The sequence below is a fragment of the Actinomadura sp. WAC 06369 genome, assembly GCF_003947565.1.
Lineage (GTDB): Bacteria > Actinomycetota > Actinomycetes > Streptosporangiales > Streptosporangiaceae > Spirillospora > Spirillospora rifamycini.
Genome location: NZ_QHJN01000001.1, coordinates 68,402 through 81,990 on the forward strand (window position 1 = coordinate 68,402; position 13,589 = coordinate 81,990).

Consider the following 13,589-nt stretch of genomic DNA (forward strand, 5'->3'; position numbering starts at 1 on the left):
GGCCGACGGGCCGAGACGGAGTCGAATTTCTGTTATGCCAATTGACACAAGATGATGATCGGCCTTACCGTCCTCCCATGAGTACGGCCAGAGGTCGTGGACGTCCGCGGAAGGACCCGAACAGCCTGGCGCGATGGACGCCCCCCGAGGGCTGGTCCCGGCTGGTCGCCTGGGTGTCCCCCGAGGAGAAGAGGGCGCTGAAGCACGTCGCCGTCGACGCCGGGGTGCCGGTCGCCGACCTGATCCGGGCCCTGGCCGGCGGTCTGGCCGGCGGAGCCATCACTCATAAGGAACTGCTCGGCCAGGTCCGGAAGGGAAGGCAAGTGATGGAGAAGATCCCCACGCTCTTCGAACGCGATGACCGCTTCCGGGTGGTCGACAGCCCCCGGCCCGAATGCGCGTGGGTCTTCGACGGCTACGGGGTGGGGACCGAGAAGCTGGACGGCACCAACGTCCGGCTCACGGTGCGCGCGGGCCGGATCGTCCGGGTGGAGAAGCGGCGCAATCCGAGCAAGGCGCAGAAGCAGCAGGGCATCGTGGACGGCTGGTACGTCGACACCGCGGAAGACGCCCCCGAGGACAAGTGGACGCTGGAGGCGGCCCGCAACACCGACGTCTCCGGGTGGCCGGACGGCGAGCACTCCTGCGAGGCGCTCGGCCCCCGCATCCAGGGCAACCCGCTGAACCTCGAAGAGCACCGGTGCGTCCCGTTCGACCTGCACGTGCCGACCTACGAGGAGGTGCCGCGCAGCTACGGGGAGCTGCGGGACTTCCTCACCGAGCTGGAGAGCCGGTTCGCGCCCGGGCATCTCGCCGAGGGCATCGTCTTCCACCACCCCGACGGCCGCCGCGCCAAGATCAAACGGAAGGACTTCCCGCGCCGGTGACCGCTCCGACGCGGTTCGCCCCGGACGGCCCCGCTGCTCAGGGCCGGGCGTCCCCGTCCGGCCGGTGCGGCCCGCCGAGCCGCTCGAGCAGCATCGGCAGGGAGGCGAGCAGTTCGCGCTTCCAGTACCGCGGGTCGTGGGTGCCCCGGTAGAAGTGCGCGGTGACCGGGGCCCCGACCTCGCGGAGGCGGTACGCCACCGCGCGGGACTCGTCGCCCATGACCGCCTCGGTCAGCGAGACGACCTCCGTCGGGAACAGGACGGCGAGGTCCTGCAGGCCGGGGATCACCGGATCGGGTTCGGCGTCCTGGTCCAGCTCACCGCGGGTGCCGTCGCCGCTCGCGATGTAGACGGGCGTGCCCCGCAGCCGCTCGGCCAGGTGGTAGGGGTCGTTCCGCTCCCAGATGCGGCGCTGCTCGACCGGGTCGCCCCAGATCCTGCGCCAGTCGATGCCGACGAACTCCGCCCCGCCGATGACCGCCTCGGGGTACTTGAGCGGGTTGAGGAACCCGCTGTAGCTCGCCGCGGCGCGGAACATCCCGGGGCGCAGCGCCGCGTACTTGACCGCCCCGTAGCCGCCCTGGGACTCCCCCGCGACGGCGCGGCGCGCGCCGGCGCCGTAGTCGCGCTCGAGCAGCGGCCGCACCTCGTCCAGGTGGAAGGTCTGCACTCCGGGCGCCCCGCCCCCGCCGCCGTTCCACCAGTCGCTGTAGAAGCCGAAGAACGGCATCTCCGGCATCACGACGAGGGTGTCGCGCAGCTCGGGAACGTCCTGGAGGCGGTACTCGCGAGTGAAGGTGCCGTAGTCGCCGTCCCCTCCGGCCAGCAGGTACAGCACCGGCCAGCGGTCGCCGGGGCGGCGGCCGTCCCACCCGTCCGGGGTCAGCAGCCGGACCCGGCCGGTGCCGCCCAGCGCGGGCGACCGGACGGTCAGGTCGACGACCCGCGGGCCGATCCGCTTCTCGCCGACGACGACCGCGCCGCCCGCCGCTCCGGCGGTTCCGGCGGGGCCCGCCGGGGCCCGCCGGTCACCGGCCGCCGGTGACGCGCCCGCGGTGGCCGAGACAGCCACCACCGCCACCACGACCACCGCCGCGCGGCGCTTCCAGTGGACCGTCCTCCGGGACATCATGCCTCCTCGCATCCGGCTTCGACCTCCGCCAAGTTAGGGACCCGCCGACGTGGTCGGCCTCCCGCCCGGGAACCAGAAACCCGGCTAGCGCTCCGGTAGCGGTGCGGCCTCCGGCGCTCGCCCGGTTCGTCGGGCAACGCCCCGCCATCTGGATCGACGACGTCCACAGCCCGGAAGCCCTCACCTCTCCCCTTCCTGTCCAATTGGACAGGAAGGGCGTTCGGTGACTACCTTCCTGTCCATGTGGACAGGAAAGGTCTCGGCGCCGGAGGCGCCTCCGGAGGACGCGCCCCGGCGGACCGGGCGGCTGCACTACATCGACTCGATCCGGATCGCGCTGTCGGCGCTGGTGATCCTGCATCACGCCGCGCAGCCGTACGGCCCGGTGGACTGGTGGTACGTCGAGGGACAGCCCAAAGCGCAGTGGATCGAGGACTTCGCGGTGCTGAACGCACCGTTCAAGATGAGCCTGTTCTTCCTGATCGCCGCCTACTTCCTGCCGGCGGCGGTCGACCGGCGGCGCGAGCGGTCCTATGTCGGGCCGCGGCTGAAGAAGCTCGGCGGGCCGATCCTCGTCGGGTTCTTCCTGGTGATCCCGGTTCTGATGTACGCCTACTACCTGGAGTTCCGGGACTACGGCCCCATCGGGTTCGGCGACTACTACTGGAACATCTACCTCGGCGAGGGCCGGGAGCCGGCCGATTGGAGCGGTCCGATCTGGCCGGACCGCCAGTTCGGCCACCTGTGGTTCATCCAGCACCTGCTCGTCTACTCGCTGGTCTACCTGGCCTGGCGGGCGGTCGCCGATCGGGTGCGCTCCCGGCGCGGCATGGCGGTGCCGCCCGGTACCCGGGCCGCTCCGGAGCGCGTGACCGGGCTCGCCGTGGCGGGCTTCGCCGCGGTGGTCGCCGTCGGCACGGGGGTGCTGCGCATCCGGTACCCCGTCGACGAGTGGGTGCCGGTCGCCGAGATCATCCAGACCGAGCCGGCCGACCTCGCCCAGCACGTCCCCTTCGTGGTCGCGGGCGTCCTGGCCTACCGGCGCGGCTGGTTGCAGACCTTCCCGGCCCGGGTGGCCTATGGCTGGTTCGCGGCAGCGGTCGTCCTGAGCGTCGGCTACGTCGCTTTCCGGAGCGACCTGACCGGATTCTTCGCGTTGAGCGGCGCCGACTCCGGGCAGTTCGCGTGGGCCGCGTACGAGACCGTGCTGTGCGTCGGCTACACCCTCGGCATGCTGGTGTTCTTCCGCGACCGTGTGCCCGGCACCGGCAAGCTGCAGCGCTCGGCCGCCGACGCGACGTTCGCGATCTACCTCATCCACCTGCCGATCGTCGTCGGCCTGCAATACCTGGTGCGGGACGTTCCGCTGGGCGCGAGCGGACGATTCCTCCTGGTGGCGGCACTCGGCTTCGTGCTCAGCGTGGCGGCCGCGCTGCTCCTGCGGCGCACACCCGGTGTCCGGGCCATCCTGTGACGGACTCCGGCTAATGTCGCCGACATGTCACAGGAACCGTCCGAGCCGCCGTCCAAGCCGGACCGGGGGCAGGCCCGGGAGGCCCTCATCGCCGCGGGCCGCCGGCTGTTCGCCGAGCAAGGCTTCCGAGCGACCACGACCCGCCGGATCGCGACTGAGGCGGGCGTGTCGCACGCGCTGCTGCGCTACCACTTCACCTCCAAGGAGGGGCTGCGCGACGCGGTCGACGAGGACGTGCTCGGGAGCTTCGAGCGGGCCTTCGCCTCGGCCGGCGAAGAGGGCATCGAGAGCGGGACCCTCGCCGAGGCCGGGCGGGCGGCGGCTCTGGTGTTCGGCGCCGACCAGGAGCGGCGCCGCTACATCCGCCGGGTGCTCGTCGACGGTGACCAGCGGGCGGCCGCGCTCCTGGGGCAGCTGGTGCAAGGCGCCGAGCGCGAGGTGAACCGGCTCATGGCGGAGCCCGATGCGGTGCCCGCCGAGGAACGGCGCTGGGCGCCGTACCAGGTCCTGTTCCTCATCCTCGGCCCGCTGCTCCTGGAACCCGCGCTGGAGACCGTTCTCGGCGGCGACCCGTTCGCCCCCGCCACCTTGAGCGAACGCAGCGACGCCAACCAGCGGCTCCTCCGGCGCGGGCTGTTCGACCGGCACTGAGCCGCCCCCGTCGGCGTCCCCGGCGCCGGTGCGCTCGGCGAGGTATCTTTCTCGCGAGATCTCTTGCCGAGTGATGGTGCGGGGGCGGGTCATGGTCGACGGCAGCCACGACGCGAAGGCGGCCTTCTTCGCCGCCTACGACACCGTCCTGGAGAGCTGGCCGGTCCGGAAAGAGGCCATCGATCTTCCGTCGGTGTACGGCACGACCCGGGTGTACGGGTGCGGACCCGCGGACGCACCGCCGCTGGTGCTCCTGCACGGCGGGGGCACCACCGCGGCGGTGTGGTACGCCAACGTCGCCGAACTCGCGCGCCACCACCGGGTGTACGCCGTGGACCGCATCGGCGAGCCGGGGCGGAGCACCCGTGGGAAACGCGCGCCCCGCACCGTCCCGGACCTTCTCGACTGGCTGGACGGGGTCCTCGACGGGCTCGGCGCAGGCGACGCCGCCGTGTGCGGACACTCCTATGGCGCCTGGGCGGCGCTGCACTACACCCTTCACGCGCCCCATCGGGTTCGCCGGCTCGTCCTCCTCGACCCGACGCAATGCTTCGCCGGGTTCCGGGCCGGATACCTGCTGCGCGCGCTGCCGTCCCTCATCCGGCCGACCGCCGCGCGCACACGTGCCTTCATGACCTGGGAGACCGGCGGAGTGGAACCCGATCCCGCGTTCTCCCGCCTGTACGGGCTCGCCGCCGAGTTCCCCGAGACGAAGGTCGTCACCGGCAGACGCCCCAAGCCCGAACGGTTGCGCACCCTCACCACCCCGACCTTGGTACTCCTGGCCGAGCGCAGCAGGACCCATGATTCCCAGCGCGTCGCGTCCGCCGTGACGCGCGTCCTGCCGCACGCGTCGGCCGAGATCCTGCCCGGCCTGTCGCATCACGCGATGCCGTGGCACGAGGCCGCGGAGACCAACAGGCGCATCATCGGTTTCCTGTCCCCGTCCGACGGCTGAGCGGCCGCCGAGGGACCGTCCCGGCCGTTGCACCGACGGCTCGTGAGACTCATGGGGGAGCCGCCGGTTGGCTCGGCGGTGTGGCGACCGTTCGGCTCACTCGTTCCTAGCGTGCGACTGGACATTCCCTCCCATCAAGGAGGCCGCCTGTGGCCGGACACACGAGACGGACGATCCTGCGGGGCGGTGCGGTGACCGCCGCATCGATCCCCCTGGTGCAAGCGGCCTCGCCGCCCGGGGAGGCGTCGGTCCGGGGGCCGGTCAGCGTGAAACCGGGTGATCCGCGCTATCTCTCGCTGGCGCGCCGGGGCTACAACAGGCGGTTCGAGGGGCGGCCGGAGGAGATCCACGTGGTGCACTCCGCCGAGGACGTCGTCCGCGCGGTGGACGACGCGGTGCGCACCGGCCGGAGGCTCGCCGTGCGCGGCGGAGGCCACTGCTTCGAGAACTTCGTGGACGACCCGGACGTCCGGGTGGTCGTCGACCTCTCCGAGATGGCGGCCGTCCGCTATGACCGGCGCCGCAGGGCCTTCGAGGTGGAGGCGGGCGCCACATTGGGCGAGATGTACCGGAGGCTGTACGTGGGGTGGGGCGTGACCGTCCCGGCCGGAACGGCGGCCTCGGTGGGGGTCGGCGGCCATGTCAGCGGCGGCGGTTACGGTCCCCTGTGCCGCCTTCACGGCCTGTCGGTCGATCACCTGTACGCGGTGGAGGTCGTCGTCGTCGGACGGTCGGGCAGAGCCAGAAGGGTGGTCGCCAGCAGGGAGCGGTCGGACCCCAACCGGGACCTGTGGTGGGCCCATACCGGAGGCGGCGGAGGGAACTTCGGGATCGTCACCCGCTACTGGTTCCGGTCGCCGGGCGGCGGCCCGCTGCCGGCCCCTCCTGCCACGGTCCTGGACTTCACCCTGTCCTGGCCGTGGGAGCGACTCGACCGGGAGACGTTCGTCCGCCTGCTGCGCAATTACGGCGAGTGGGGCGAGCGCAACTCGGCGCCCGGGTCGGCCGCGTGCGCGCTGTACGGCGAGTTCCTGCTGAGCACCAGGTCCGCCGGGCACCTCGCCCTGAGCGGCCAGGTCGCCGCCGACGGCGGCGCCGAGCGGCTGCTGGACGGCCTGACCGCCGCGCTCGGAGGCGGCGTCGACGTACGGCCGACGCGCCGGGCGTCCACGCTTCCGTGGCTGACCGCCGCGATCCACGGTCTGGACGACGCGCCGGGCCCCTTCTACAGCACCAAGATCAAGTCGGGCTATCTGCGGCGGCGCTTCACCGACCGGCAGGCCGCCGTCCTCCACCGGCACCTGACCAGGTCCGACTACGACCGACCGGGCGGGAGCGTCTTCGTGAACACCTACGGCGGCCGGGTCAACACCGTGCGGCCCGGCGCGACCGCGACCGCCCACCGCGACTCGATCTTCAAGGTCGGTTTCATCGCCGGCTGGGAGGACGCGGCCGAGGAGGCCCGGCACCTGGCGTGGCTCCGCGAGCTCTACCGCGACGTCTACGCCGACAGCGGCGGCGTCCCGGCCGACGGCGCGTTCATCAACTACCCCGACGGCGACCTGGCCGACCCGAGGTGGAACGGCTCGGGCGTCCCGTGGCACGACCTCTACTACAAGGACGGCTACGCCCGGCTGCAGCAGGTCAAGCGCCGCTGGGACCCGCGAGGCGTGTTCCGCCACGCCCTCTCCGTCCGCCCTTCCTGAGCGAAGCTCCGTCGCGCCCCCGGCCGCTACAGGTTCGCGGGCCCGTAGCGGCGCCACGTCGCGAGGCGGCCGCCGCCGCATCGTGTCCCACGGCGACGCGTCCGGCCGATGTTCAGGAGCGCTGGTAGGCGCGGAGACGCCACCAGGGACAACCGGTCGATCCGAGACATGTCGCCCGGCTCGACGATCGGGCGGGGGGCGTGTTCCGATGCGGCACGCAGGGCGCCCGGCCGCTTACGCGGCATCGCCCTTTCGGTGGGGCTTCGTCATGGCGCCATGGTGCCATAGCCGCGCGAACGACCGGCCCACACTGGACCAATGGCATCTCATGGTCACCTTGACGGCGTTTCTCATAGGCCATTGGTACAAGCAATAACGCAAGTATTTACACATTGGGCGTCGAAGGCTACGTTTCTGCGCCAACCGGTCCACCCCACCGACAGCGACACCCGACCGCTCGCTCGAGCGCCACCCCCGGGATGTGCCTTCATGTCCGACTCCCTGACCCTGCTCAACACCGCCTTCGCGATCGTCGCGACGGTCCTGCTGATCATCCGATTCCGTGTCGACCCCGTCATCGCGCTGCTGCTCGGCGCCTCCTACCTCGGCCTGACCGCGGGGCTCGGCGTCGACGGCACCATCGAGGCCGTCACCGTGGGCTTCGGCGACCTCATGGCGGAGATCGGCTTCCTCGTCGTCTTCGGTGTCCTCGCGGGGTCGCTCCTGCGGAGATCGGGCGCGATCGAGCGGCTCGTCGAGGCGCTGCTGCGCCGCGTCGGCCCGAAACGGATGCCCTACGCGCTGTCGATCAGCGTGGCGACCGTGCTGCAGTCGATCTTCCTCGACGTGCTCGTCGTGATCGTCGCGCCGCTCGCGCGCGGGCTGGGCCTGCGGATCGGCAGGAACGGGACGGCCCGGATGATCACCGCGATGGCGATCGGCATGGAGGTCGGCGTCGTCATGGTCGTGCCGGGCATCGCGACCCTGGCCCTGGCGGGCGTCCTCGGCGTGCCGCTGGGCACCATGCTGCTGCTCGGCCTGCTCGTCGCCGTCCCCACCACCGTCATCTCCGTCGCCGTCATGCAGTTCGTCTTCCGCCGCGGCTGGTGGGACGAGGAGAAGGACGAGTTGCCCGACGCGGCCCCGACCGGCGACGCCGGCGCGTCCGACGCCGCGGGCACCGGGGCCGCGGGCGCCCGCACCGTCGCGACGGCGACCGCGGAGGCGGTCGGGCAGACCCGGCTCCTCCTGCTGTTCGCACCGATCCTGGCGGCCCTCGGACTGATCGCGACCGGTGCGATGCTGGACATCGCCGAGGTGCGTTTCGCGCCCCTCGCCTTCGTGTGCGACCCGGTGGTCGCCCTCTTCCTGGGGCTCATCGGCACCATCCTCGTCACGCGGCGCGCGGTCGGACGGCCGGCGGTGGACGAGGCGCTGCGGGACGGCTTCCGCGACAGCGGGCAGATCCTCGTGCTCAACGGGGTCGGCGGCTCGCTGGCACTGACGATCAAGAACATCGGCCTCGGCGACATCCTCGGCCAGCACTTCTCCGCGAACACCGCCGCGCCCCTGCTGATGGTCTGGGTCATCGCGGCGATCCTCCACGTGGCCGTCGGCTCCGTGTCCATCTCCGCGATGACCGCGGCGGGCATCCTCGCGCCGCTCGCCCCCGTGATCGGCCTCGACCCGGTGTGGATCGCGCTGGCCGCCGGCGCCGGCTCGCTGTTCGCGATCCACGTCACCAGCAACACGTTCTGGCTGCTGCAGTCCCTCACCGGCCTCTCCACGCGCGGCACGCTGAAGACCTTCTCGGGCGGGGTGTCGGTGGCCTCGGTCGTCGCGATCGCGGTGATCATCCCGCTGTCGATGGTGCTGGGATGAGCGCGCGCTCAGCGGCGGAGCTCGTCGTGCATCTTCTGGATCAGCGGCGAGATCCGCGGCATCAGGCGGCGGCTGAGGACGACCTCGGTGGAGGTCCGCTCCACCCCGTCCACCGCGATGATCCGGTGAAGGACCTCCTCCAGCCCCGCGTTGTCCTTCGCGACCACCCGGCACAGCAGGTCGGCGTCGCCCGCGACCGCGTTGGCCTCGATGACCTCGGGGATCCGGCTGAGCCCCTCCAAGGTCTCCTCCAGCATGCCCTGGGCGAGCTGCAGCCGCACGTAGGCCAGGCCCCCGTAGCCCATCGCCGCCGGATCGAACTGGGGCCGCCAGCTGATCAGGACGCCGAGGCGCTGCAGCTTGTCCACCCGCGCCTGGACGGTCGCGCGCGCCACGCCGAGCCGGCGCGCGTACTCGCGGACCCCGGCGCGGGGCTCTTCCGCGATCAGCCGGAGCACGGCCATGTCCAGCGGCTCGAAGGTGGGTGCCATGCGGTCTCCTCGCTCTCGGGTCGTGCGGCCGGTCGCGCATTCGCACCGCCTCCGGCCGGGCAACCGGCTCAGTTAAGCACCATTGGCCGCTTGAAGGCCACGGTTTCTGAGCCAAGTGCTCAGCTGTGGACGGAACAGCACCCTTACGACGTCCGCACGGTGATCGCCGAGGCCGCCGGCCTCGCCGTTCCCGTGCGCCGCTCCCGCTCCGTCGCCGATACCGCCTGAAAGGAAACCCCGTTGGGACGAACGCTGGCCGAGAAGGTCTGGGACGCCCACGTCGTCCGGACCGACGGTGAGCAGGACCTGCTCTACGTCGACCTGCACCTGCTCCACGAAGTCAACACCCCGATCGCGTTCGACGGGCTGCGCGCCGCCGGGCGGACGGTCCGCAGACCCGACCTCACCCTCGGCACCGAGGACCACCTGGTCCCGACGCGGAACCTGTTCGGGCGCATCGAGGAGCCCGCGATGCGGCGGCAGGCCGCCCTGCTCGCGGAGAACTGCGCCGAGTTCGGCGTCGAGGTGTACCGCCGCGGCGACCCCGAGCGGGGCATCGCCCACGTCATCGCCCCCGAGCTCGGGCTCGTCCACCCCGGCATGACCGTCGTCTGCTGCGACTCCCACACCACGACGATGGGCGCCTTCGGCGCACTGGCCTTCGGCATCGGCACCTCGCAGGTCGAGCACGTCCTCGCCACCCAGACCCTGCCCATGGCGCGGCCGAAGACGATGCGCGTCACCGTCACCGGCACGCTCGCCGACGGCGTCACCGGCAAGGACCTGATCCTCGCGCTCATCGCCCGGATCGGCACCGCGGGCGGGCAGGGCCACATCATCGAGTACCAGGGGCCCGCCATCGAGGCGCTGTCCATGGAAGCCCGGATGACCGTGTGCAACATGACCGTCGAAGCCGGCTCCCGCGCCGGGATGATCGCACCGGACGACGCCACCGTCGCCTACCTTCGCGGCCGCCCCCACGCCCCCGCCGAAGCCGACCGGGACACCGAAGAGACGTACTGGCGGTCCCTGCGCTCCGACGACGACGCCGTCTTCGACACCGAGGTCGTGCTCGACGGACGCGAGATCAGCCCGTTCGTCACCTGGGGCACGAACCCGGCGCAGGGCGTCCCGCTCGACTCCGCCGTGCCCGACCCGTCGGGCTTCGCCGACCCCGGTGAACGCGCCGCCGCGGAGAAGGCGCTCGCGTACATGGGGCTGCGGCCCGGCACGCCGCTGCGCGATGTCGAGATCGACGCCGTGTTCATCGGATCCTGCACCAACGGGCGCATCGAGGACCTCCGCGCCGCCGCCGACGTGCTGCGCGGCCGCACCGTCGCGCCCGGCGTCGAGGTCTACCTCGTCCCGGGCTCCGACACCGTCCGGGAGCAGGCCGTCGCCGAGGGCCTCGACGACGTCTTCGCCGCCGCGGGCGTGCGGTTGCGCACGTCCGGGTGCTCGCTGTGCGCCGCCGTCAACGAGGACCGGCTGCGTCCGGGACAGCGCGCCGCCTCCACCAGCAACCGCAACTTCGAGGGCCGCCAGGGCAAGGGCGCGCGCACGCACGTCGTGTCCCCCGCCGTGGCGGCGGCCAGTGCCGTCGCCGGACGCCTGGCGGCACCCACCGACCTGGAGCGATGATGGAGCGATTCACCGTCCACACCGGGCAGGCCGCGCCGCTGCGCGCGAGCGACGTCGACACCGACCAGATCATCCCCGTGCGGTTCCTCACCCGGCTGACCAAGTCGGGCTACGGGCGGGACCTCTTCGCCGACTGGCGCGACGACCCCGGCTTCGTCCTCAACCGGCCGCCCTACACCGAGGCCACCGTCCTCGTCGCCGGGCCCGACTTCGGAACGGGCTCCTCCCGGGAAGGCGCCGTGTACGCGCTCACCGACTACGGGTTCCGCGCCGTCATCGCGCCCCGCTTCGGCGACATCTTCACCGGGAACGCCCACCAGAACGGGCTCCTGCCCGTCGTCGTCCCCATGGCGGTCGTCGAACGGCTCTGGGAGCTCCTCGAGAACCGGCCCGCCGCGCCCGTCACCGTGGACCTCGTCGAACGGCGCGTCCGCGCGCACGGCATCGACGTCCCCTTCGACGTCCCGGCCGACGTCCGCCGCCGCCTCCTCGCCGGACTCGACGACATCGGCACCACCCTGCGGCACACCGACGACATCGCCGCCTACGAAGCCCGGCGCCGCCCCGCCCTGCCCACCACGGCGCGCCGGAGGCGGCCGTGACGGGCCCGCCTCCCGCCCCGGCGGGCCGCGGCGATGTCAGGTCCGCCCGGCCGCCGCGGCGGCGACGGCGCGGAAGGCCGGGAGGGCTTCGGCCATGTGGATGTCGGCCTTGAGGTCCTGGCCGGTCTTGACGATGACGACGTCGTGCTCGGGCGAGACGTAGACGAACTGGCCCAGGATGCCGATGGCGGTGTAGTCGCCCTGGTCGCCGATCCACCACTGGTAGCCGTAGCCGTACGCGTTCTCGGCGCTGTCGGGCTCGTCCGGTCTGAGGCCGCCGGGCCGGAGGTGGGGCTCGGCGGCCCGGGTCGCGTCGCCGATCCACTCCGCCGGGACGACCTGGACGCCGCCGGCGCGGCCGTCGCGCAGGTAGAGCAGGCCGAAGCGGGCGAAGTCGCGGACGGTCGCGTGGTAGCAGCCGTAGGCGATGTCGTTGCCCCGGTAGTCGCGGCCCATCAGCAGCGGGGTCTCCATGCCCGCGGGCCGCCAGATCTTGTCGCGCACGTAGGCGGCCAGCGGCATGCCGGCGGCCTTGGCGACGAGCCAGCCGAGGACGAACGTGTTCAGGGAGTCGTAGTTCCAGCGGGTCCCCGGCTCGAAGCCGCGGCGGGCCCTGCGGGCCTGGCCGGTGAGGGACGCCCCGAGCACCATCCGGATCGTGGTGGAGGTCGCTCCCTTGAACGGGTTGGTGTAGCAGGTCTCGTCGTAGTCGTGCCCGGAGGACATCTGCAGGATGTCGCGGATCGCGACGCCGTCGTAGCCGCTGCGGCGCAGTTCGGGGATGTACGCGGTCACGGGGTCGCGGACCGAGTCGATCCGGCCGTCGGCGACGGCCGCACCGACGGCGGTGGCGGTGATGGACTTGCCGACCGACCAGGAGTTGAAGCGGCTGGCGGCGTCGAAGCCGGCGAAGTACCGCTCGTCGACGATCGTCGCGCCGTGCAGGACCAGGTAGCCGAGCGTGGAGGACCGGGCGAGGAAGCCGTCCAGGGTGCGGGTCCGCCCGCGGAAGTCGTAGGACGGGTTCAGCGGCCTCGTCTTCACGGCGAGCGGCTCGGGGCGGCCGGAGGCCGGAACCGCCGTCCTCGGATAGAACGGCACGTGCGGAAGGAGCGGCAGCGGCAGCGGGCCCTCGGCGGCGCGGGACGGCGCCGCCAGAGCCGACGTCACGGCCGACGTCACGAGGCCGGCGACCGAAGCCGCCGCGAAGGCGCCTCGCTTGAGCATCGCTCTCTCCGATCGGTGGGGTGGCGTGATCGAAACATCGGGCACCGGCGTTGTCAACGCCGGTGCCCGCGGACCGCCGCACCGCTCATTCCACGGCGGAGTCGCAGCTCGCCGCGGCCTCGGCGGACCGGGTGTCGATGAGGTTCGCGGAGTCGAGCGGCTCGTCGTACTCCCGCAGGCGAGGACCGCGCCCGGCTGCGGTCCGGCGAGTCCGTGCTCGTCACCGGCGCGGCCGCCATCGGGCTGGACGATTCATCGCCGACGCCTCGGTGCACGACGACCTCGTCGGACGGCCGCGCACCGCCCTGGACGGCATCGTGCACGGCGCCCCACGGGTCCCCGCGACGACTACCGTCCCGCTGATCAGCGGGGTCCAACGCGACCGCGTCGCCGCGCAGGTGGCCAGCGCCCCCGCCGACGGCGGCACGGTGCACGCCGCGGCGGACGTCCCCGACCGCGGCTACTTCCACCCCGCCGCCCTCGTGACGGACGCGGCCCGGAGGCGGCGGTCATGCGGGAGGAGGCGTTCGGGTCGGCCGTCTGTGTCACTCCGACGTCCTCGGACGACGAAGCGGTCGCCGTCGCCGACTCCACGCGCTACGGGCTGACCGGCGCGACCTCGACGCGGCGCACCGCGTGGCGGCCAGGCTGGCCGCCGCGCAGGGCGACATCAACACCTGCGCCCGGCGGGGGGACTTCCCCTTCGGTGAAGCCAAGGCCAGTGGCATCGGCCGCGCCTACGCGCTCGGCTCATTCGCCGACCTCCGCGCGACGGTGCATCCGGCCGGGCATGTGCAAAGAACCGGGGGCGTGGCCGAGGTCAGGAAGCACGGCCTTCGGCGAACGCCCCGGTGAAGGCGCCGTCGCCGAGGGCGGAGCGGGCCGCGGCCGCGATGCGGTCGACGTCCCCGCGTTCCTCGGGCGGCAGGGGCGCGCCCG

The 13,589-nt window shown here is 72.6% G+C and carries 13 protein-coding genes and 1 pseudogene; 11 read left to right on the plus strand and 3 right to left on the minus strand.

Annotated features, from left to right (window positions below):
- The first annotated feature begins 77 nt into the window (after nt 1-77).
- A complete protein-coding gene (locus tag DMH08_RS00315) occupies nt 78-887 on the plus strand; it encodes an RNA ligase family protein (RefSeq protein ID WP_125610786.1) in 810 nt (269 codons plus the stop codon).
- Nucleotides 888-924: 37 nt separating this feature from the next.
- Here DMH08_RS00315 and DMH08_RS00320 read toward each other — a convergent pair whose 3' ends face one another.
- Nucleotides 925-2,016: an alpha/beta hydrolase gene (locus DMH08_RS00320; RefSeq protein ID WP_125610788.1), complete on the minus strand. Its 1,092-nt coding sequence runs from the start codon at nt 2,014-2,016 to the stop codon at nt 925-927.
- Between the two features lie 244 nt (nt 2,017-2,260).
- On the opposite strand from DMH08_RS00320, the gene DMH08_RS00325 reads away from it, so the two are divergent.
- The 5 genes from DMH08_RS00325 to DMH08_RS00345 all read left to right on the plus strand — a co-directional run bounded on the left by DMH08_RS00325 (nt 2,261) and on the right by DMH08_RS00345 (nt 8,689).
- Nucleotides 2,261-3,493, plus strand: a complete 1,233-nt coding sequence (locus DMH08_RS00325) for an acyltransferase family protein (RefSeq protein WP_125610790.1) — start codon at nt 2,261-2,263, stop codon at nt 3,491-3,493.
- 24 nt (nt 3,494-3,517) lie between these two features.
- Nucleotides 3,518-4,144 carry a TetR/AcrR family transcriptional regulator gene (locus DMH08_RS00330; RefSeq protein ID WP_125610791.1) on the plus strand — a complete coding sequence of 209 codons (627 nt, stop codon included), beginning with the start codon at nt 3,518-3,520 and terminating at the stop codon, nt 4,142-4,144.
- A gap of 73 nt (nt 4,145-4,217) precedes the next feature.
- Nucleotides 4,218-5,102, plus strand: coding sequence for an alpha/beta fold hydrolase (locus DMH08_RS00335; protein WP_199747531.1), 885 nt, complete (start codon nt 4,218-4,220; stop codon nt 5,100-5,102).
- A gap of 149 nt (nt 5,103-5,251) precedes the next feature.
- Complete coding sequence (locus DMH08_RS00340; RefSeq protein ID WP_125610793.1) at nt 5,252-6,808, plus strand: FAD-binding oxidoreductase; 1,557 nt, start codon at nt 5,252-5,254, stop codon at nt 6,806-6,808.
- Between the two features lie 489 nt (nt 6,809-7,297).
- Nucleotides 7,298-8,689, plus strand: a complete 1,392-nt coding sequence (locus DMH08_RS00345; RefSeq protein ID WP_125610795.1) for a GntP family permease — start codon at nt 7,298-7,300, stop codon at nt 8,687-8,689.
- 8 nt (nt 8,690-8,697) lie between these two features.
- Here DMH08_RS00345 and DMH08_RS00350 read toward each other — a convergent pair whose 3' ends face one another.
- Nucleotides 8,698-9,180: an Lrp/AsnC family transcriptional regulator gene (locus DMH08_RS00350; protein WP_026401421.1), complete on the minus strand. Its 483-nt coding sequence runs from the start codon at nt 9,178-9,180 to the stop codon at nt 8,698-8,700.
- Nucleotides 9,181-9,270: 90 nt separating this feature from the next.
- Here DMH08_RS00350 and DMH08_RS39905 point away from each other — a divergent pair, with 90 nt between their 5' ends.
- From DMH08_RS39905 to leuD, 3 genes are read left to right on the plus strand one after another with little or no spacing between them, the layout of a single operon-like run.
- Nucleotides 9,271-9,408 (plus strand): hypothetical protein, encoded by a 138-nt coding sequence (locus DMH08_RS39905; protein WP_158642221.1) that lies wholly within the window; start codon nt 9,271-9,273, stop codon nt 9,406-9,408.
- A gap of 12 nt (nt 9,409-9,420) precedes the next feature.
- Nucleotides 9,421-10,821: a 3-isopropylmalate dehydratase large subunit gene (gene leuC, locus DMH08_RS00355; protein WP_125610797.1), complete on the plus strand. Its 1,401-nt coding sequence runs from the start codon at nt 9,421-9,423 to the stop codon at nt 10,819-10,821.
- Nucleotides 10,821-11,423: a 3-isopropylmalate dehydratase small subunit gene (leuD, locus tag DMH08_RS00360; RefSeq protein WP_026401419.1), complete on the plus strand. Its 603-nt coding sequence runs from the start codon at nt 10,821-10,823 to the stop codon at nt 11,421-11,423. Before leuC ends, leuD begins: the two co-directional genes overlap by 1 nt.
- Nucleotides 11,424-11,459: 36 nt before the next feature.
- Here leuD and DMH08_RS00365 read toward each other — a convergent pair whose 3' ends face one another.
- Nucleotides 11,460-12,650, minus strand: coding sequence for a serine hydrolase domain-containing protein (locus DMH08_RS00365; protein WP_125610799.1), 1,191 nt, complete (start codon nt 12,648-12,650; stop codon nt 11,460-11,462).
- Nucleotides 12,651-12,675: 25 nt separating this feature from the next.
- Between DMH08_RS00365 and DMH08_RS42710 the strand changes: the two are divergent.
- Both DMH08_RS42710 and DMH08_RS00375 read left to right on the plus strand, forming a co-directional pair.
- Nucleotides 12,676-13,269, plus strand: a pseudogene (locus DMH08_RS42710) (aldehyde dehydrogenase family protein); the annotation flags it as partial.
- Nucleotides 13,270-13,286: 17 nt separating this feature from the next.
- Nucleotides 13,287-13,505, plus strand: a complete 219-nt coding sequence (locus tag DMH08_RS00375; protein ID WP_125610803.1) for a hypothetical protein — start codon at nt 13,287-13,289, stop codon at nt 13,503-13,505.
- Nucleotides 13,506-13,589 lie beyond the last annotated feature (84 nt).

Excerpts from the sequence above, each read along its gene's own strand:
- DMH08_RS00315 (WP_125610786.1), top strand. The coding sequence starts at position 78 with ATGAGTACGGCCAGAGGTCGTGGACGTCCGCGGAAGGACCCGAACAGC.
- DMH08_RS00320 (WP_125610788.1), bottom strand. The coding sequence starts at position 2,016 with ATGTCCCGGAGGACGGTCCACTGGAAGCGCCGCGCGGCGGTGGTCGTG.
- DMH08_RS00325 (WP_125610790.1), top strand. The coding sequence starts at position 2,261 with ATGTGGACAGGAAAGGTCTCGGCGCCGGAGGCGCCTCCGGAGGACGCG.
- DMH08_RS00330 (WP_125610791.1), top strand. The coding sequence starts at position 3,518 with ATGTCACAGGAACCGTCCGAGCCGCCGTCCAAGCCGGACCGGGGGCAG.
- DMH08_RS00335 (WP_199747531.1), top strand. The coding sequence starts at position 4,218 with ATGGTGCGGGGGCGGGTCATGGTCGACGGCAGCCACGACGCGAAGGCG.
- DMH08_RS00345 (WP_125610795.1), top strand. The coding sequence starts at position 7,298 with ATGTCCGACTCCCTGACCCTGCTCAACACCGCCTTCGCGATCGTCGCG.
- DMH08_RS00350 (WP_026401421.1), bottom strand. The coding sequence starts at position 9,180 with ATGGCACCCACCTTCGAGCCGCTGGACATGGCCGTGCTCCGGCTGATC.
- leuD (WP_026401419.1), top strand. The coding sequence starts at position 10,821 with ATGGAGCGATTCACCGTCCACACCGGGCAGGCCGCGCCGCTGCGCGCG.
- DMH08_RS00365 (WP_125610799.1), bottom strand. The coding sequence starts at position 12,650 with ATGCTCAAGCGAGGCGCCTTCGCGGCGGCTTCGGTCGCCGGCCTCGTG.